The sequence below is a fragment of the Pseudomonas sp. NKUCC02_KPG genome (assembly GCF_019345465.1).
Classification (GTDB): domain Bacteria; phylum Pseudomonadota; class Gammaproteobacteria; order Pseudomonadales; family Pseudomonadaceae; genus Aquipseudomonas.
This window is the reverse complement of sequence record NZ_JAHKRC010000004.1, coordinates 25,712-43,619: the sequence shown is the minus strand read 5'-3', so window position 1 is coordinate 43,619 and position 17,908 is coordinate 25,712. Positions and strand designations below refer to the sequence as shown.

Sequence of the window (17,908 nt, the reverse complement as noted above, 5' to 3'; positions counted from 1 at the left end):
TGTCTCATCCGCGACATTCACAGTGTCAATTGGGCCCTGTCGGCAGCTGCAAAAGCCTGCCGGTTTGCCTGCGCCGGTGTTACCAGCGCGGCGGGCCGTAATAGCCCCGTGGCGGGCCGTAGTACGCCGGGTGTGGCCGACCGTAGTAGCCCTGGTAATAAACGGGCTGAGGCGGCTGGACATACACCGGTTGTGGCTGGTAGTAGACCGGTGGGGCCTGAACGTAAACAGGTTGCGGCTGGACATAGACCGGTTGCTGAACGTAAACCGGGCGTGGCTCGGGGCCAGCAATGATTGAGCCTACAACTGCGGCGCCGACTACCGCGCCAAAAATGGCAGGTCCGGGCCCCCAACCGCCATGAGCAGATGCCTGGCCTGCGACAGCCAGAGCGCCGATAAGCAAAGCGACTTTGGGGATGGTACGCATCATGACGATTCCTCGAATTTCAGCCCCGACTTTTGGCCTGCACCAGGCCACGGATAATCGCGGGGATAACGTTAAGACCGTGTTTTATTAAAAAACTGCGAAGCGCTTTGGTAAATTTTGTGTAAGGTCTGCGGGCGCTGAGACGTTTCAGCGCTTGCAGCTGCAATATGATCTAACAAAATTTCCGGTACGGCTTGTGCCGTCCATCTAAAAGCATTCAGCAAGGAGATGAGCATGCAAATGAATCCGAATAAAGACACCCAACTGTGCATATCGCTGTCGGGCCGACCGGGGAACTTCGGACTGCGTTTTCATAATCATCTATACGAACAGCTGGGCCTGAACTTTTACTACAAGGCTTTCAGCAGCAAAGACCTCAAGGGGGCAGTGACCGGTATTCGCGCCCTGGGGATTCGTGGTTGCGGTGTGTCCATGCCTTTCAAGGAAGCGTGCATTGAGCTGGTGGACGAGCTGGACGCATCGGCCCGTGCCATCGCGTCGATCAATACCATCGTCAACACTGACGGGCACCTCAAGGCCTACAACACGGATTACATCGCCATCGCGCAATTGCTCGACAGTCACAAGGTGCCCAAGGACACCACTTTTGCATTGCGTGGCAGTGGCGGCATGGCCAAGGCCGTGGCTTCGGCGTTGCGCGACGGTGGCTATCGCAAGGGTGTGATCGTGGCGCGAAACGAAGCGACAGGAGGGGCGCTGGCGGCAAGTTGTGGCTACGAGTGGCAGTCGGAGTTGGCTGCGCACAGGCCCCGGATGCTGATCAATGTCACGCCGGTGGGCATGGCGGGCGGGGCTGAAGCCGACGACCTGGCCTTTGAGGCAGATGCCATCGATCAGGCCGATATCGTTTTTGATGTGGTGGCGATCCCGGTTGAAACGCCATTGATCGTGCGTGGTCGTGCCCAGGGCAAGCAGGTGATTACGGGCCTTGAGGTCATTGCAATTCAGGCACTGGAGCAGTTTGTGCTGTACACCGGCGTTCGACCGTCCGCCGAGCAGTTCCAGGCTGCGGTGGCGTTTGCCCGCAGCTGATTGCAGGGTCGGGCGAGTGACCTCGCCCGACACCCGCGTTACTCCAGCTCTGCCAGGCGAGCCTCTAGCACTGCGATGCGCGCTTCAAGTGCTTCGAAGCGCTCCAGCGATACCGTGGAGCCACTGCTGCGCTCTGCAGGTTGTTGACGGCTGGCCATGATTGTCTCGATGTCAGCCGGGTCGCCCAGTGCATGCATGTAGCGGTCTTCGCGCTGGCCGCTCTGGCGAGGCACCAGCAGCGCAAGATCACGGGCAATCAGGCGCTCCAGTTGATGCTGAACCTGTTCAGTGTCTTCGAAATCGTGCATGCGCGAGCTGCGGGTCAAGAGCTCGTTCAGGGTTTGCGGGCCCCGCAGAAACAGCAGGCCCAGCAGCACCACCTGGGCAGGCACCAGTTCCAGCGCCTTGTCGACCTTATGCTCCCAGCGGTCAGCACGGCTGCCCATCACCAGCCGGGTAAAGCCGCGACCTTCGAGTGCGCGCAAGCTTTGTCCGACTTGTCCTTGAGTGAGATTGAGCACGGGTTCACGGCTGGTTTTCTGGTTGCACGCCAGAACCAGCGCGTTGAGCGTCAGGGGGTAGGTTTCAGGGTTGGTGGCCTGTTTCTCGATCAGGGAGCCGAGAATCCGGATCTCGATGCTGTTGAGCAGAGGTCCGGAGTCAGATTCGATCTGTGTGTTTTCTGAAAGCTGACTAGCGGGAACTTCCATTTTCTTCTCCAAATTGAGTAACCGTTGCCAGCGGTCATTGTGGAGTCTTTTGCACGATAGGGCGACTGCCGCGTCAAACCTGTGGGGGCGGGCTTGCTCGTGGCAGTCATAGTGCGGTGAGCCGGGCATGTCGCGATGCAGGTATCGCGAGCAAGCCCGCTCCCGGGGCTGTCAGCGGTTGACCAGTTTGGCTGGCAATGCGATCACCAGCAGGCTGCTCAGGAGCAGGCAGCCTGCGAAGAACCACAGCGCCCCTGAGCCGCTGCCGGTCACGTCAATGGCGATACCCATCAGCGAGTTGCTCACCAGTCCGGCGATATTGGCCAGCGAGCACGCCAGGGCAAACCCCGTAGCCGCTGCCCGCCCTTTGAGAAAGGTTGCCGGCAAGCTGAAAAACACCGGCACGGCACCGATGATGGCGGCCGAGGCAATGGCGAACAGTAAAACGGTGGCAAAGACGTTATGGCTGTAGAAAGTTGTACCGGCCATGGCGGCCGCACCGATCAGGAAGGGCACGATGATGTGCCAGCGGCGTTCGCGATGACGGTCTGAACTGGCGCCAATCAACAGCATGCCAATCAGGGCGGCGGCGCTGGGCAGGGCGGTCAGTACACCAATATGGAAGTTGTCGGCCACGCCCGCATTGCGAATGAAGGTGGGCATCCAGAAAGCCATGGCGTAGGCGCTGAGCAGGATGGAAAAGTCGATACCGCCGAGCATCCAGACCTTGAGGTTGAAAAAGCCGTCGCGAAAGCTGTGCTTGCTGTTTTTGCCTTCGACGTCGTCCTTGCGCAGCTCGTTTTCAAGCAGTGCTTTTTCTTCGTTGTTAAGCCATTTGGCGGTGTGATGGCTGTTGGGCAGGGCCCAGAACGTCAGAATGCCCAGCAAGACGCTGGGAATCGCCTCGATGATAAACAGCCACTGCCACCCCTTGAGCCCTGCCGTGTTGTCGAACGCGCCCATGATCCAGCCCGAAAGTGGTCCGCCGATCACGCTTGAAAGCGGCATGCCGATCATGAACAGGGCGATGATGCGTCCCCTGCGGTGGGTTGGAAACCAGGTGGTCAGGTAGTACAGCACGCCCGGCAGAAAGCCGGCCTCGGCCGCGCCCAGCAAGAAGCGCACAACATAGAACTGGGTGGGGGTGGTGACCAGCATGGTGCAGGCCGAGAGCAGGCCCCAAGTGATCATGATCCGGGCAATCCAGATCTTGGCACCGACTTTCTCCAGGGCCAGGTTGCTCGGCACCTCGAAAATGATATAGCCGACGAAAAACAGCCCGGCGCCAAGGCCGAACGCTGTTTCGCTGAACTGCAGGTCACCCAGCATTTGCAGCTTGGCGAAGCCAATATTGATCCGGTCCAGGTAGGACGCCAGATAACAGAAGCAGAGGAAGGGGATGAGTTTCCAGGTGATCTTGCGATAGAGCACCTGGACCGGGTCCGCGATAACGGTCGCGGTGGTAGTACCAGCATTTGCAGAGGGCATGTGTGTCTTCCTGGCGGTGACTTTATGGTTGTTGTGTAGCCGCGATCAGTGCTTTGGCAGGCTCGTGAAGCGGCTTCCAAAGGCAGTGTCAGAAGACTGGGCAGGCCTGGTGAGGGCCCTTGCTCAGTAATGGTGACCAGTGCTCTACGGCCTGGTTCTATGGCAGATATCCCTGTCTGCCAGTTGTTGCCTAAACAGTTTTGGTGAAGTGATTCATGGCCTCCTGCTTGCTGACGACGTCGCCATATTTACTGTCGATATCAAACAGGTTGGCCTCGTGGGGGGCGCTGTGGCGATCACCGACACATTCGCGCACCACGATGGTTCGAAAGCCGTGCTGCACTGCATCCACCGCCGTTGCCCGGATACACCCGCTGGTCGAACAACCTGCCAGAACCACAGTGTCGATGCCCTGGGCACGCAACAGTGATGCAAGGCTGGTGCCGAAAAACGAGCTGGCGTACTGCTTGCTGATGACGACTTCATCCGGGGTTGGCAGCACCTCTTCGCAGAAGGCGGCCAGCGGGTTGCCCTCCACCATGTCCTGCATGACCGGGGCCTTTTTTACCCAGATGCCGCCGTCAAGAAAGTGACCGGGGTGGTAGCGAATATTGGTATGCACCACCAGCACTGCATTTTTGCGCGCGCAGGTTAGCAGTTCGACGCTTTCGGCCACAGCGCTGACGACGCCGGGTGCGAACAGCGGCGCATCTTTTTGTGTGTAGCCTTGCATGAAGTCGATCATCAGCAGCGCAGGCTTTTTACCAAAGCCTATGCGATGGCCCCATACACCTTGATAGTTGGCGTCTGCGCTTTGCTGTTCATTGTGGTGCTCGGTCATGACCCGCTCCTATTTGTATGCGCCGGACAGCAGAGCCCCGGCACCCGGCACGATGGGCTCAAGGTTGAGGGCCTTGAGCATGGCGTAGGTGGTGGCAATGGCGGCGGTGAGCACCGGCTTGCCGGTTTGCGCTTCAACCTGGGCAACCACGGGTAGTGATTGCATCTGCACGCAGGCCGACAGCACGATCACGTCCACGCCTTCAAGGTTCATGCTGCTGACAATGGCGGGCAAGTTGGCCGGGTCGTGGCGGGCCACTTCCAGGTTGTCGGGGATTTCCAGGGCGCGCCAGTCCACCACCTCAAAGCCTTCTGCGCGGATGTAATCCACCACGAGTTCGGTCAGTGGTTTCATGTAAGGCGCGACGATAGCGATTTTTTTCGCACCCATTACCTTGAGGCCGTCGATCAAGGCGCCGGCGCTGGTAATGACCGGGGCGTTTCCGTCATTCTCGGCAGTAGCCAGGGTCAGGCGTTGCTCGGATTTTCGGTGGTAGCCCAGTCCCATGGCCATGATTGCCACCAGGCAGGCGTAACCCAGAACGTCGACCCTGGCGTCGGACAGTTCGATCGCGCAGCGGTCGGATTCGCCGTCCATGGCTGCCAGTTCTTCTTTGCGCACCTGTTTCATGCGCATGCGGCTGGAGTGAAAGGTAAAGCGTTCCGGGCGGATCAACTGGCGTGCGGTCAGCATCGCCGGGATCTCGGTTTCCATGGTGGTGTTGGAACTCGGCACAATCTGGCCGATACGGTAAGGCTTGATCACGGGATGTCTCCTTAAACGGTGCGCTGAGTGCGGGTCGGGGGGTGGTCATAAAACTCGCCAAAGGTGGCGAGGAAACCCTCAAGGTCGTCCCACGGGATCATGTGGCCAGCGTTCTCGACACGAGCAATGTTGATGGCAGGGTTGAGGTCGAGGATTTCTGCTTCGTCCTCATCCAGGATCACGCCACCTCGTCCGGCGACCATCAGCAGGGTGGGCACCGCCAGTTTCGGCAGGTCCTGATGGAAGTCCACCTCATGGAAGTCGTTAAAAGCGCGAACGATGGCGGGTTCATGACAGGTGTGCAGCCACTCGGCGCGCAGTTGCAGTTGCTCCAGGGTCCAGGTCGGGCAAAAGGCACGCATGGCCTGTGCATCCATCCCGGTCACGGCCTGGCGGATCGAGTCCACGTACCACGCCAGCTTGCTTGGGTATTCGCGTCGACCGGGGCCGGAGACAGGCGGGTCGATCAGTACCAGGCTTAGCAGCCCGGCCGGGTTGCGTGCCGCGCTGCGTACGGCAAAGCGCGCACCCATGGAGTGGCCGGCGAGGTGGTAGTGGGTAAAGCCCATTGCCCGGGCAAAGGCGGCGATGTCATCAGCGCAGGCGTCGGTGCCGTAGTCCAGGCCGGTGCCGCTGGAAGAAAGGCCGCGCCCCCGGGCATCGAGTACGTACGTGTCGAAATGTTCACCCAGCCGTTCGGCCACGAAGCCCCAGGTAATGGCCGGGCTGGTGATGCCGGGAATCAGCAAGAGAACCGGTTTTGTACCGTTGTCCTGCCCGCCATAGCGCAGGTAATGCTGGCGTATGCCGTTGGCCTGGACATTGGCGCCGTGGATAAAGGTGCTCATGCCAGGGCTTCCGATTCAAGTGAGTGGCTGTAGATGTCGTAGCCATAAACCCAGGCCGGATCTTCCTGGGTACGCAGCCAGGTGTTGGCATTGGACACCGCCTGTACCCGTGAGGCGCGATCCTTGCGATTGGCTTCGTACAGTTCGAAAGCGGTGCGGTAATCGCTCAGACCGGTTTCTTGCAGGCAGCGGGTCAGCATGGCAGCGTCTTCAATTGCCATGCCGGCGCCTTGGGCCATGTGCGGTTTCATGGGGTGGCAGGCGTCGCCGAGCAATACCAGGCGGCCACGGCTCCAGAGAGGGAGCGGGTTGCGATTGAGCAGGGGCCATTTACTGACGCTTTCACTGGACTCGATCAGTGCCTGGACAGTCGGGTTGTAGTCGGCGAACGCTTCACGCATTTCTTCGCGGCTGCTGTCGACAAAACTGCCCTGAAAATCCCAGGCCGCATGCGGCACGCCTGTGACGTAGTAGTACTCATCGCGCTTGGCAGTGGTGTGGTAGACCATCATGTGGCGATCTTCGCTCCACCACTTCACGCAGTTCTCGAAGTTCAGGTTGTATTTGGCCAGTGTTTCGCTGCGGATCAGCGCGCGGTGGGCCACCCAGCCGCTGTATAGCGGCTTTTCTGCGCCAAGCAATTCTTCACGGATTTTTGAGTTGATGCCATCGGCGCCAATGACGATATCGGCCTCGGTGCTGGTGCCGTCGCTGAAGTGCAGGCGCACCAGGTTGTCGGTTTCTTCAAGGCGAGTCAGGCATTTGTTGAAGTGGGTGGTGCCCGGCGCGATGGTCGACATTTGCAGTGCATGCAAGTCGCCACGGTGAACCGTGATGTAGGCGGCGCCGTATTCCTTGCGGGCAAATTCACCGAGGGGGATGCGAGAAAGATAGTCACCGCTGGCGCCATCACGGCTGAACCAGAAGTCAGGGTGCGAGCCCATGTCGCTTAACTTCTGTTCGATGCCCATGCGGCGGAAGATTTTCATGATGTTCGGCCCCATGTGGATGCCCGCGCCAATGCGGGAAAACGCGGGGGCCTGCTCATAAATATCGACCTGGAATCCGGCGTTTTGCAGCAGCGTTGCTGCCGCAGCACCTCCCAGACCTGCACCGACAATGGCGATTTTTTGTTTTATGGGCATGCAAGGCTTCCTTTTTTTAGGGTGTTGCTGGCAAGAGTCGGGTTTGTGATTGCCAGTCATTTACAGTGTATACGCTATTTATTTTTGATTTGCATAGAGCCCTTTGAAAATAAAAACAGCCTGAATGGAGTTGGTGTAACGGCTGGTAACTACTGTTTGCTTGGGTTGTGTGAGTATGTAACGGCGATTTATTTTTTCGAATCAAGTGTGAAAATAATGAGCTATCAACGCTAAATAGTGTGTACGCTTTAAATTGAACCGTGGGATGCAACGCTGACTGCAAGGGCAGGGGGTGATGCACTCAACACATTCAGCGAGTCAATTGAGAGGAACCCCAAATGCCGGTAAGCGACTGCGAACTGACTCAGATGTTTGAGCACGTGTTGAAACTGTCAAAAGTGGATGCGACCCAAAGCGTCGCAGTGTTGAAAAGTCACTACTCCAACCCGCGCACGGTGAGGGCGGCGATGGAAGCGGCTCAGCGCCTGGGTGCGAAGGTGTATGCAGTGGAGTTGCCCTCGTTCAACCATCCGATGGCGATGGGCAATGACATGACGGCTTACTGCGGGGACACCGCGCTCACGGGCAATATTGCGGCGCAACGGGCGCTGGAGGCGGCAGATCTGGTGGTCGACACCATGATGTTGCTGCATTCCCCCGAGCAGGAGCAGATCCTCAAGACCGGCACGCGCATTCTGCTGGCGGTTGAGCCGCCTGAGGTGCTGGCGCGCATGCTGCCCACTCTGGCGGACAAAGAGCGGGTGATGGCGGCAGAAAAACTGCTTAAACAGGCGCGCTCCATTCATGTCAAATCCAGAGCCGGCAGTGATTTCAAGGCGCAGCTGGGGCAGTATCCGGCGGTAACCGAGTATGGGTTTGCCGATGAGCCGGGGCGTTGGGATCATTGGCCAAGCGGTTTTCTGTTCTCGTGGCCCAATGAAGAGACGGCGCAGGGTGTATTGGTGATCGATGTGGGTGATATCGTCCTGCCGTTCAAGAACTACTCGCGCGAACAGATCACCCTGGAAATCGATCAGGGCTTCATTACCTCGATTCATGGCGGCTTTGAGGCCGAATACCTGCGCGATTACCTGAAGTACTTCAACGATCCTGAGGTGTACGGCATTTCCCATATTGGTTGGGGGCTGCAGCCGCGTGCCCAATGGACTGCCATGGGCCTGCACGACAAAAACGACGGAATGTGCATGGATGCCCGGGCGTTCGAGGGTAACTTCCTGTTTTCCACCGGGCCCAACACCGAGGTCGGGGGCACGCGCAAGACGCCATGCCACCTGGATATCCCGCTGCGCCATTGTGATATTTATCTGGATGACCTGGCGGTGGTCACGGGCGGGGTGGTGGTTGCACCCCAGTAGAAGCCGCACAAGCGCGCCGCGATTATCCAAACCACGGGTGATCGTTAATGCCCTTCGCCAGCAGGCCAGCCCCCACAGGGGTTGGCGACAGAGTGGCTCGCGCAGGTTAAGGTCATCTCACCACTCACCCTTCACTTGATAGAGGCCGCTGTGCCGGATACGACAGACAAGCAATCAGGCAATCCTGTGACTTATGACTTTTCCCAGCAGGTAGGTCATTTGTTGCGCAAGGCTTACCAGCGCAACATGGCTATTTTTCAGCAGAACATCGGCAACTCGCAATTGACCGCCGTACAGTTCATTACCCTGTGCGCGGTGCATGATCATGGGCCCAGCTCCTTGAGCGAGCTGATCAAGGCCACGGCAGTGGATCAGGCGACCATTCGCGGGATTGTCGAGCGCCTTCAGGCTCGCGACCTGATTGCTCTCAAGCCTGCGCAACAGGATAAGCGCAAGGTCATCGTCAGCCTCACCGAGGCGGGTGAGCAACTGGTGCGCGAAACCCAGCCCCATGCTGCTCAAGTGAGCGAGTTGACCATGAGCAGGCTCAATCCGGCCGAACGGGTAGCGATGCTGTATCTACTGCACAAAATGGTCGATGAGAGCGCCGATTAAACCATTTATGCCCTTTGGCATTGTTCTTGCCTTTATTTGGTGAAGTAGTTACTTCATCAAATTCGCGGTAACAGAGGCTCTGGATATGCAGGCCTTTGGGACGCGCTTTTCATGAAGTAAACACTTAATAAGATCCGCTCAAACAGTGCGGACGTTGCTACCTGGGGAAGCCTTGCATGAGCGATCAAACCCTCGCGCCTGTCAAAACGGTAACACTTGAAGTCAACGGGCAGCGGGTTGAGGTCACTGCAATGGCCGATACGCCCTTGCTGCTGGTACTGCGCAACGATTTGCAGCTGAACGGCCCGAAGTACGGCTGTGGCCTGGGCGAGTGCGGGGCGTGCACGGTGATCATTGACGGGGTAGCTGCCCGCTCCTGTGTTTTCCCACTGGCTGGCGCGCAGGGGCGCAGCATCACCACCCTTGAGGGTATCGGCACCCTTGAGCACCCGCACCGGGTCCAGCAGGCGTTCATTGATGAGCAGGCGGCGCAATGCGGTTACTGCATGAACGGCATGATCATGACTGCCAAGGCATTGCTTGATCGCAACCCGCACCCCAGCGAAGAGCAGATTCGAAACGAACTGTCAGCCAACCTCTGTCGCTGCGGCACCCATATCGAAATTATGCGTGCGGTCATGCTTGCCGCCCGTCCAAAGCCCTGAACGGATTGATGACTATGACCCTTACCACGCTCACCCGTGATCAGTTGTTGGCCAAGTCTGGCGTTTTGCTGATCGTCGATCAGATCCAGCCCCCCTCGGGTCCGGTGGCCAAGGGCGGTGTGCCGGTGGTCAAGCCCAAGGAGCTGGGTCTGTTTATTGCGGTAAACGATGACGGCCAGGTATATGGGTTTAACGGCCATGTGGACTTGGGCACGGGGATTCGTACCTCATTGGCGCAGATCGTGGCCGAAGAGCTGGATCTGGCGCTGGAGCAGGTGTGCATGGTGCTGGGGGATACCGACAGTGCACCGAATCAGGGCGCAACCATTGCCAGTGCCACCATTCAGATCACGGCAATCCCTTTGCGCAACGCAGCCGCTGAAGCACGGCGTTTTTTACTGGCCCGGGCCGCACAGCAACTGGGTGTTGAGGCGGCGGCTTTGCAAACCGAACGTGGCATGGTCAAAAGTGCCGACGGACGCCAGCTTTCATTTGCCAGTCTGGTCGGGAGCGAGCGTCATGTGCTGAGTATTTCCGGCGATGCGCCTCTCAAGGCGGTGCAAGACTATCGACTGGTAGGCAAGGCCTCGGCCCGGGTGGATATCCCCGCCAAAGCCACGGGCGAGCTGATCTATGTGCATGACATGCGCCTGCCGGACATGCTGCATGGCCGGGTGATCCGCCCGCCCTATGCCGGGCTGGACAGTGGCGAGTTTGTCGGCAATAGCCTGCTGGAGGTGGACGAGTCGTCCATCGCGCATATTCCGGGCATCGTCAAAGTGGTGGTGATCCGCGACTTCGTGGGTGTGGTCGCCCTGCGTGAAGAGCAGGCCGTGAAGGCTGCCCAGATGCTGAAAGTCACCTGGAAAGCCTGGAATCAAAAGCTCCCCGACATGGATGATGTAGAGCAGGCGATCCGCGACAATCCTCGGGTGCAGCGTGTGGTGCTGGACAAGGGCGATGTCGAACAGGCATTGGCGCAGGCCAGTGAACGCATGCCTCGCACCTATCTGTGGCCCTATCAGATCCACGGCTCCATTGGTCCCTCCTGTGGTCTGGCGGATTATCAGCCAGAGCAGATACGGGTGTGGTCTGGCACGCAAAACCCTCATTTGCTGCGCGCGGACCTGGCCTGGTTACTGGAGTATCCCGAAGAGCGCATTGAGATTATTCGGATGGAGGCGGCGGGGTGTTATGGGCGCAATTGCGCGGATGATGTGTGCGCCGATGCGTTGCTGTTGTCCCGGGCCGTGGGCCTGCCGGTACGCGTGCAACTGACCCGCGAGCAGGAGCACGTTTGGGAGCCCAAGGGCTCGGCGCAGTTGATGGAAGTGGACGGCGGGATCAATGCCGACGGCGGTGTGGCCGGTTATGACTTTCAAACCAGTTACCCCTCGAACGGTGCGCCGACCCTTGCCTTGCTCCTGACGGGGCGTGTTGAACCTGTGGCGGCGATGTTCGAGATGGGAGATCGGACTTCGATCCCGCCTTATGATTTCGAGCACATGCGCGTCACGATCAACGACATGTCGCCGATCGTGCGAGCGTCGTGGATGCGCGGTGTGTCGGCGTTGCCCAATACCTTTGCCCACGAGTCGTATATCGATGAGTTGGCTTTCGCCGCAAAGGTGGATCCTGTCGAATACCGCTTGCGCTATTTGCACGATGATCGGGCTTCGGAGCTGGTCAGGGCTACGGCCGCACGTGCCGATTGGGTGGCGCGTACCGAGCCCATGCAAACCCCGGAACAGGACAATATCCTGCGCGGCCGCGGTTTTGCCTACGCCCGCTATATACATAGCAAGTTCCCAGGCTTTGGGGCGGCATGGGCGGCGTGGGTCGCGGATGTGGCGGTGGATCGGCTCAGTGGTGAAGTCTCGGTAACACGGGTGGTGATCGGCCATGATGCAGGGATGATGGTCAACCCGGCCGGGGTGCAGCATCAGATCCACGGCAATGTGATTCAGGCCACCAGCCGCGTACTCAAGGAGCGCGTCACGTTCGAAGAGTCCACCGTGAGCAGCAAGGAGTGGGGCGCGTATCCAATTCTGACGTTCAAGCAGGTGCCGAAAATTGATGTGCTGATGATGCCGCGTCAGCACGAGCCCCCCATGGGGGCCGGTGAGTCGGCGGGTGTGCCCAGTGCGGCTGCCATCGCCAATGCCATTTTTGATGCCACCGGCATTCGATTCCGGGAACTGCCGATTACCCCGGAGCGGGTGCTGGCGGCGCTCAAGCATTCACAGGAGGCGGCGGGGCCAGCCCCCGAAGAGATAAAACCCAAGCGTTCAAAGTGGTGGTTTGCGCCGTTGGTTGCCGGGTTCGGTGCATTGGTCGGCATGGCCGCCACGGCATTGCCATGGCGTGCCGAAATCGCCCCTATCGCACCTCCTGCATTGGGTACCTGGTCGGCGGCTACCCTGGAGCGCGGGCGGTTGCTGGCGGCGGTGGGTGATTGTGCGGTCTGCCATACAGCTCCGGGCGGCGTGACCAATGCGGGCGGGCTCGAGATGCAGACGCCATTTGGCACGCTGTACAGCACCAACATCACTCCCGATCCCGAGACCGGTATCGGCAAGTGGTCTTACACGGCGTTCGAGCGTGCCATGCGCGAAGGTATCAGCCGTGACGGCAAGCATCTGTACCCGGCCTTTCCTTACACCTCTTTTCGCAATATTGACGATGCCGACATGCAGGCGCTGTATGCCTATCTGATGTCGCAGGCGCCAGTCAGCCAGCCGGCCAAAGCCAACGACATGCAGTTCCCGTTCAATATGCGGCCGTTGATGGCGGGCTGGAATGCGATTTTTTTGCGCTCGGGTGAAGTCGAGGCGCAACCGCAGCGCAGCGCTCAATGGAATCGCGGCTCTTATCTGGTCAATGGCCTGGGACACTGTGCTGCCTGCCATTCGCCGCGCAACTTGATGGGCGCGCAGAAGGGCGGCGCGTCCTTTCTGGCTGGGGGCATGGTAGATGGCTGGGAGGCTCCGGCGCTCAATGGCTTGTCCAAGGCGCCGACGCCATGGACCGAAAATCAGCTGTTCACCTACCTGAGTACCGGTTACTCCGATGCCCATGGGGTCGCGGCCGGGCCCATGGGGCCGGTGGTCAGTGAGTTGGCAAAGCTGCCTGATGCCGACCGCCGGGCAATGGCGGTGTACCTGGCCTCACTGAGTGCGGATGCGCAAGCCGCTCCCGAGCCGCAGCCAAAAGTCGAAGCTCGCATTGACGCGCAGGCGTTGAGCAATGGCCAGCGAGTCTTCGAGGGTGCTTGCCAGGCCTGCCATGCCGACGGACTGGGACCAAAACTGTTTGGCGTCAGCCCGTCATTGGCCAGTAACAGCAACGTGCACAGCGCGCTGCCTGACAACCTGCTGAAAGTGATTTTGCAGGGCATCCCAACGCCCGCCACGGCAGACCTTGGCTACATGCCCGGCTTCAAGGACAGCCTGTCGAATCGTCAGATCAGCGAGTTGGCGGCGTACCTGCGCCACCGCTTTGCCCCGGCCGAACCTGCTTGGCAGGGGTTGCAGCAGAAGGTGGCGCACGTGCGGGCAAACCCGGGTACTCATTGAACGGTTGCAGCGCCCGGCAGGGTCATGACACCGCGTATGACCAGATCGCTGATAAACGTCAGCCAGTCTTGCTGCTGGCCTTTATCGGCGAGGTCCTGACCCAGGAAGGAGGTGAGCGTGTGTTGGTTCGAATTATAGAAATAGCACAGCGAGGCGATCATCAAATAAACGTGGTTGATGTCGACGTCCTTGCGAAAAAGCCCTTGGCGCTGGCCTTCCTCGATGATTGGCCGGATCACGCCGACAGTGGTCGCCGACAGGCGCCCCATCTCGTGGGATTGCCTGGCGTGTTTGCCTTTGTGCAGGTTTTCGATGGTCAGGATGGCTACGAATTCAGGGTGTGCAACGTAATAGTTCCAGAAAAACGCCACCTGTTGGCGCAAGGCCTCGACCGGCCTGGATGCGTCGGGGCGGTGCAGGCTTTCGGCCTGGTTGAAGGCCTCGTAGGTGTGCTCCAGCACCTGGACAAACAGATTTTCCTTGCTGGAAAAGTAGTAATAAATCATCCGGTCGTTGGACTCGGCTTCTTTGGATATCTGCTCAATGCGCCCACCGGCATAGCCGTCTCGGGCGAACACGGTAATGGCGGCCTTGAGAATGCGCGCTTTGGTCTGGTCGGCCTGGTGGGCCCGGACACCGGTTTTTTTGTTCACGCTGTTGTCCTCCACGATGACGTGTGGCGCTGTTTTTAACGAAGAAACTGCGGCGATGGTACGGCAATTAACTGAATAAGGCTGGGGGCGGCGGTGATGTCTGATTTGTATTGCTTGCTTGATGCGCTGGATGAGGCCGACAGAGGCAATGTCGATGTGGTGCTGGCCACGGTGGTCAAGGTAGAAGGTTCGGCTTATCGGCGGCCCGGTGCAAGGATGCTCATACCGCGTTTCGGCCAGGCCGTGGGTACGGTCAGCGGGGGGTGCCTTGAGCAGGAACTGGTCAGGAAGGCCTGGTGGTTGACCGAGTCTGGGGAGCCGGTGATTCGCTGCTACAGCACGGCGGCGCAGGACGATGATGACCTCGATGAAGAGGGCGCGGAGCTGACATTTGGCCTGGGCTGCAACGGCACGGTGCATGTACTGCTTGAACGCTGTGAAGCGGGCAAGCCATCGTTGTTGCACCAACTGCTGCACGGTGTACGCACAAGCGGTCAGCCCGCCGCGCTGGCGACCGTGTTGTCGGCAGAAGACAGGCGTCGGGTCAAAATGGGTGCCCGGTTGGGGCTGAGCGCCCAGTCGCAACTTCGCGAGGGGTTTCATTGTGAGGTCCTCGCAAGCAAGGTTCAGGCGGATTTGCTCGCGACCCTTGGGTGCAAGAAGTCGTCGCGGATGATCTATGACAGCGGTACGGGCGCCATTGAGGTGTTGCTTGAGTACATCGCGCCCCAGCGCCGGCTGGTGATTTTTGGCGCAGGCAACGACGCCCAGCCGTTGGTGCGCTTTGCCAGTGAGTTGAACTGGCAGGTGCATGTGGTGGACGGGCGGGCGAATTTCGCCCGCGCCGAGCGTTTCCCCGGTGCCAGGCACGTTCTGGTCGCGCCCATCGATCAGGCGTTCGATTTACAGGCAGTGGTGGACGGCGCGGCGGTGGTGATCATGACCCACAGCTATCGGCAGGACAGGCACTGGCTCAAAAACGTCCTGGCCTGTGCGCCGGCTTATGTCGGCCAGTTGGGGCCTAAAGATCGCACTGAGCGCCTGCTTCACGAGATGGGGGCCGGGTCCGCAGGGGCGAACGTTCATTACCCCATGGGGCTGGATCTGGGCGGCGATACACCAGAGAGTGTTGCCCTGGCCATTGTCAGTGAAATCAGCGCCTGCCTGAACCGGCGCCAGGGAGGGATGTTGAAACACCGCAAGACCACGATTCATGAGGCCACACAGGTTCATCTCACTGTGTTGCCTGAGTCGTTGCAGGTCGCAGGAGGCGGCTGCAAATGATCGGGTTGACGAGCACGCCGGTGGTGGCGGTGATACTGGCGGCAGGCATGAGTCGGAGGATGGGTGCTCAGAACAAATTGCTCCTGACAATCGAGGGTCAACCAATGGTCAGGCATGTTGTGCTGGCCGCACTGGCGTCCCGCTGCCACAAGGTGCTGGTGGTTGTGGGTCATGAAGCCGAATGCGTTCGGCAGGTGCTGTGCGACCTGCCTGTGGAGTTTGTGCTCAATCCAGCCTTTGCTGAAGGGATTGGCGCGTCGGTGCGTGCGGGGGCGCAGGCAGTCAGCCGCCAGCAGGCCGTGCTTTTTTGCCTGGCCGACATGCCAGGAGTCAGCGCCAGGGTGATCGATCGGTTGGTTGACGCCTTTGAGACAAACCGGGGGTTTATGGGTTTTGCGCCGGTTTTCAACGGAAAGCGCGGCAATCCCGTGCTCTGGGTGCCGGGCTGTGTGTCGCGGCTCAGGGAAGCTGCAGGCGATGAAGGGGCGTGGGGGCTCTTGAGTCAGTGCCGTGACAGGGTCATGGCGGTAGAAGTCGCCAGTGAGTGGGTGATGGTTGATCTTGATACACCAGATGACTTCTGGCGTGTCTATAATCGCCGCACATCCAATCCCGCCCACAGACTGTCGAGACTTTCATGACTATCTCTCTGTACGCCGCTTCCGTTCCCGTGTTCAAACAAATGCTCAACGCCCTGAGCGGTGTTCTGACCAAGGCTGAAGCTCACGCAACGGCCAAGAACATCGACCCGAGCGTATTCTTGCAGGCGCGCCTTGCACCGGACATGTTCCCGCTGGTGCGTCAGGTTCAAATCGCCGTTGATTTCACCAAGGGTGTTTCGGGCCGTCTGGCTGAAATCGAATTGCCGAAGTACGACGACAGCGAAGTGACCTTTGCTGACCTGCAGGCGCTGATCAGCAAAGTGCTGGCCTTTGTTGACGGGATCAAGCCCGAGCAAATCGACGGCAAGGAAGGCATCGAAATCATCACCCGTCAGGGCACGCCGAAAGAAAAACGCTTCACCGGCCAGGCTTATCTGCTGACCTACGGCCTGCCGCAGTTCTTCTTCCATGTGACCACTGCTTACGCGATCCTGCGCCACAACGGCGTTGAAATCGGCAAGCGCGATTACATGGGCGCGTTCTAAGCAAATCTCCTGTGGAGGCGGGGCAAACCCGGCTCCCACAGGTTTTGCTGATTGACTCAGCCCTGCTGCAGGGTTGAGTCTTCCTTGGCCATGCAGGCCGCAGCCGTAAACAGTACGTCAGTGGACGAGTTGAGCGCGGTTTCTGCCGAATCCTGCAGGATGCCGATGATGAAGCCCACCGCCACGACTTGCATCGCAATCTCGCTCGGAATGCCGAACAGGCTGCACGCCAACGGAATCAACAGCAGCGAGCCTCCCGCCACACCCGACGCGCCGCAGGCGCAAATGGCGGCCACCACGCTCAGCAGGATGGCTGTCGGAATATCCACCGCAATCCCCAGCGTATGCACGGCTGCCAGACTCAACACGGTGATGGTGATCGCTGCGCCCGCCATATTGATGGTGGCACCCAGCGGGATCGATACCGAATAGGTGTCTTCGTGCAGGCCCAGGCGCTCACTCAATGCCATGTTCACTGGAATGTTGGCCGCCGAACTGCGGGTGAAAAACGCGGTAATCCCGCTTTCGCGCAGGCACAGGAACACCAGCGGATAGGGATTGCGACGCAGCTTCCAGAACACGATCAGCGGGTTGACCACCAGCGCCACAAACAGCATGCAACCCATCAGTACCGTGAGCAGGTGCAGGTAGCCCAGCAATGCGCCGAAGCCTGAAGAGGCGAGGGTGGCAGACACCAGGCCGAAAATCCCCAGCGGTGCAAAACGGATAACCACGCGCACGATCAGGGTGACGCCGTTGGACAGGTCGTTAAGCACGGTGCGGGTAGTGTCGCCAGCATGACGAATGGCTATGCCCATGCCGATGGCCCACGCCAGGATGCCGATAAAGTTGGCATTGACCAGCGCGTTGACCGGGTTGTCGACCACGCTCAACAGCAGGCTTTGCAGCACTTCGCTGATACCGCCCGGGGCGGCAATGGCGATGTTTTCAGTGGCCAGAACCAGGGTCGACGGGAACATCATGCTGGCGATAACGGCCACGACTGCGGCAGCAAACGTGCCGAACAGGTACAAAACAAGGATCGGGCGAATATGGGTTTCCTGGCCGTGCTTGTGGTTGGCAATCGAGGCCATGACCAGCACAAACACCAGGATAGGCGCCACGGCTTTCAAGGCACTGACGAACACCTTGCCGATGAAGGCCACCGAAAGGGCTGCGGAAGGCGCAAGCCAGGCCAGCAAAATACCGGCAATCAGCCCGATGACAATCTGAGTGACCAGGCTGGTGCTCTTGAGCTTTTGCAGCAGGGTGGGTGGAGCGGCAGTCATAAGGGGTTCTCTAGTCATTGAAAACTG

At 59.4% G+C, this 17,908-nt stretch carries 17 protein-coding genes; 8 read left to right on the top strand and 9 right to left on the bottom strand.

Features of this window, described 5'->3' with window-relative positions:
- Positions 1–79: 79 nt before the first annotated feature.
- Positions 80–430: a hypothetical protein gene (locus tag KO536_RS06495; RefSeq protein WP_133077210.1), complete on the bottom strand. Its 351-nt coding sequence runs from the start codon at positions 428–430 to the stop codon at positions 80–82.
- A gap of 231 nt (positions 431–661) precedes the next feature.
- On the opposite strand from KO536_RS06495, the gene KO536_RS06490 reads away from it, so the two are divergent.
- The gene (locus tag KO536_RS06490) at positions 662–1,480 is read left to right on the top strand and encodes a shikimate 5-dehydrogenase (protein ID WP_219261497.1); all 819 of its coding nucleotides are present in this window, start codon (positions 662–664) and stop codon (positions 1,478–1,480) included.
- Between the two features lie 38 nt (positions 1,481–1,518).
- Here the strand turns inward: KO536_RS06490 and KO536_RS06485 are convergent, their stop codons facing one another.
- The 6 genes from KO536_RS06485 to KO536_RS06460 all read right to left on the bottom strand — a co-directional run bounded on the left by KO536_RS06485 (position 1,519) and on the right by KO536_RS06460 (position 7,277).
- A complete protein-coding gene (locus KO536_RS06485; protein ID WP_257622832.1) occupies positions 1,519–2,190 on the bottom strand; it encodes a YceH family protein in 672 nt (223 codons plus the stop codon).
- Positions 2,191–2,361: 171 nt separating this feature from the next.
- On the bottom strand, positions 2,362–3,678 hold the full coding sequence (locus tag KO536_RS06480) for an MFS transporter (protein WP_133077213.1): 1,317 nt from the start codon (positions 3,676–3,678) through the stop codon (positions 2,362–2,364).
- 190 nt (positions 3,679–3,868) lie between these two features.
- Entirely contained in the window at positions 3,869–4,519 is a 651-nt protein-coding gene (locus KO536_RS06475) for an N-carbamoylsarcosine amidohydrolase (RefSeq protein WP_133077214.1), read from the bottom strand.
- Positions 4,520–4,528: 9 nt separating this feature from the next.
- Positions 4,529–5,284 carry an Asp/Glu racemase gene (locus tag KO536_RS06470; protein ID WP_133077215.1) on the bottom strand — a complete coding sequence of 252 codons (756 nt, stop codon included), beginning with the start codon at positions 5,282–5,284 and terminating at the stop codon, positions 4,529–4,531.
- An 11-nt stretch (positions 5,285–5,295) separates the two neighbouring features.
- Positions 5,296–6,132 carry an alpha/beta fold hydrolase gene (locus KO536_RS06465; protein WP_219261496.1) on the bottom strand — a complete coding sequence of 279 codons (837 nt, stop codon included), beginning with the start codon at positions 6,130–6,132 and terminating at the stop codon, positions 5,296–5,298.
- Entirely contained in the window at positions 6,129–7,277 is a 1,149-nt protein-coding gene (locus tag KO536_RS06460) for an FAD-dependent monooxygenase (protein ID WP_219261495.1), read from the bottom strand. Before KO536_RS06460 ends, KO536_RS06465 begins: the two co-directional genes overlap by 4 nt.
- A gap of 338 nt (positions 7,278–7,615) precedes the next feature.
- On the opposite strand from KO536_RS06460, the gene KO536_RS06455 reads away from it, so the two are divergent.
- The 4 genes from KO536_RS06455 to KO536_RS06440 all read left to right on the top strand — a co-directional run bounded on the left by KO536_RS06455 (position 7,616) and on the right by KO536_RS06440 (position 13,508).
- Complete coding sequence (locus KO536_RS06455; protein WP_219261494.1) at positions 7,616–8,653, top strand: 2,5-dihydroxypyridine 5,6-dioxygenase; 1,038 nt, start codon at positions 7,616–7,618, stop codon at positions 8,651–8,653.
- Between the two features lie 150 nt (positions 8,654–8,803).
- The gene (locus KO536_RS06450; protein ID WP_219261493.1) at positions 8,804–9,268 is read left to right on the top strand and encodes a MarR family winged helix-turn-helix transcriptional regulator; all 465 of its coding nucleotides are present in this window, start codon (positions 8,804–8,806) and stop codon (positions 9,266–9,268) included.
- A 176-nt stretch (positions 9,269–9,444) separates the two neighbouring features.
- Positions 9,445–9,933, top strand: coding sequence for a (2Fe-2S)-binding protein (locus KO536_RS06445; RefSeq protein WP_133077220.1), 489 nt, complete (start codon positions 9,445–9,447; stop codon positions 9,931–9,933).
- Positions 9,934–9,947: 14 nt separating this feature from the next.
- Positions 9,948–13,508 carry a molybdopterin cofactor-binding domain-containing protein gene (locus tag KO536_RS06440; RefSeq protein WP_219261492.1) on the top strand — a complete coding sequence of 1,187 codons (3,561 nt, stop codon included), beginning with the start codon at positions 9,948–9,950 and terminating at the stop codon, positions 13,506–13,508.
- On the opposite strand, the gene KO536_RS06435 is transcribed toward KO536_RS06440, so the two are convergent.
- Positions 13,502–14,161 (bottom strand): TetR/AcrR family transcriptional regulator, encoded by a 660-nt coding sequence (locus tag KO536_RS06435; RefSeq protein ID WP_219261491.1) that lies wholly within the window; start codon positions 14,159–14,161, stop codon positions 13,502–13,504. The two genes, KO536_RS06440 and KO536_RS06435, sit on opposite strands and share 7 nt — an antisense overlap.
- A gap of 96 nt (positions 14,162–14,257) precedes the next feature.
- On the opposite strand from KO536_RS06435, the gene KO536_RS06430 reads away from it, so the two are divergent.
- From KO536_RS06430 to KO536_RS06420, 3 genes are read left to right on the top strand one after another with little or no spacing between them, the layout of a single operon-like run.
- Entirely contained in the window at positions 14,258–15,445 is a 1,188-nt protein-coding gene (locus KO536_RS06430) for an XdhC family protein (protein WP_219261490.1), read from the top strand.
- On the top strand, positions 15,442–16,086 hold the full coding sequence (locus KO536_RS06425) for an NTP transferase domain-containing protein (protein WP_219261489.1): 645 nt from the start codon (positions 15,442–15,444) through the stop codon (positions 16,084–16,086). Before KO536_RS06430 ends, KO536_RS06425 begins: the two co-directional genes overlap by 4 nt.
- Complete coding sequence (locus tag KO536_RS06420) at positions 16,083–16,592, top strand: DUF1993 family protein (RefSeq protein ID WP_133077225.1); 510 nt, start codon at positions 16,083–16,085, stop codon at positions 16,590–16,592. Before KO536_RS06425 ends, KO536_RS06420 begins: the two co-directional genes overlap by 4 nt.
- 56 nt (positions 16,593–16,648) lie before the next feature.
- On the opposite strand, the gene sstT is transcribed toward KO536_RS06420, so the two are convergent.
- The gene (gene sstT, locus KO536_RS06415; protein ID WP_133077226.1) at positions 16,649–17,881 is read right to left on the bottom strand and encodes a serine/threonine transporter SstT; all 1,233 of its coding nucleotides are present in this window, start codon (positions 17,879–17,881) and stop codon (positions 16,649–16,651) included.
- Between the last annotated feature and the right edge of the window lie 27 nt (positions 17,882–17,908).

Coding starts and splice junctions, on each gene's coding strand:
- KO536_RS06495 (WP_133077210.1), bottom strand. CDS start 430: ATGATGCGTACCATCCCCAAAGTCGCTTTGCTTATCGGCGCTCTGGCT.
- KO536_RS06490 (WP_219261497.1), top strand. CDS start 662: ATGCAAATGAATCCGAATAAAGACACCCAACTGTGCATATCGCTGTCG.
- KO536_RS06485 (WP_257622832.1), bottom strand. CDS start 2,190: ATGGAAGTTCCCGCTAGTCAGCTTTCAGAAAACACACAGATCGAATCT.
- KO536_RS06480 (WP_133077213.1), bottom strand. CDS start 3,678: ATGCCCTCTGCAAATGCTGGTACTACCACCGCGACCGTTATCGCGGAC.
- KO536_RS06475 (WP_133077214.1), bottom strand. CDS start 4,519: ATGACCGAGCACCACAATGAACAGCAAAGCGCAGACGCCAACTATCAA.
- KO536_RS06465 (WP_219261496.1), bottom strand. CDS start 6,132: ATGAGCACCTTTATCCACGGCGCCAATGTCCAGGCCAACGGCATACGC.
- KO536_RS06460 (WP_219261495.1), bottom strand. CDS start 7,277: ATGCCCATAAAACAAAAAATCGCCATTGTCGGTGCAGGTCTGGGAGGT.
- KO536_RS06455 (WP_219261494.1), top strand. CDS start 7,616: ATGCCGGTAAGCGACTGCGAACTGACTCAGATGTTTGAGCACGTGTTG.
- KO536_RS06445 (WP_133077220.1), top strand. CDS start 9,445: ATGAGCGATCAAACCCTCGCGCCTGTCAAAACGGTAACACTTGAAGTC.
- KO536_RS06440 (WP_219261492.1), top strand. CDS start 9,948: ATGACCCTTACCACGCTCACCCGTGATCAGTTGTTGGCCAAGTCTGGC.
- KO536_RS06430 (WP_219261490.1), top strand. CDS start 14,258: ATGTCTGATTTGTATTGCTTGCTTGATGCGCTGGATGAGGCCGACAGA.
- KO536_RS06425 (WP_219261489.1), top strand. CDS start 15,442: ATGATCGGGTTGACGAGCACGCCGGTGGTGGCGGTGATACTGGCGGCA.
- KO536_RS06420 (WP_133077225.1), top strand. CDS start 16,083: ATGACTATCTCTCTGTACGCCGCTTCCGTTCCCGTGTTCAAACAAATG.
- sstT (WP_133077226.1), bottom strand. CDS start 17,881: ATGACTGCCGCTCCACCCACCCTGCTGCAAAAGCTCAAGAGCACCAGC.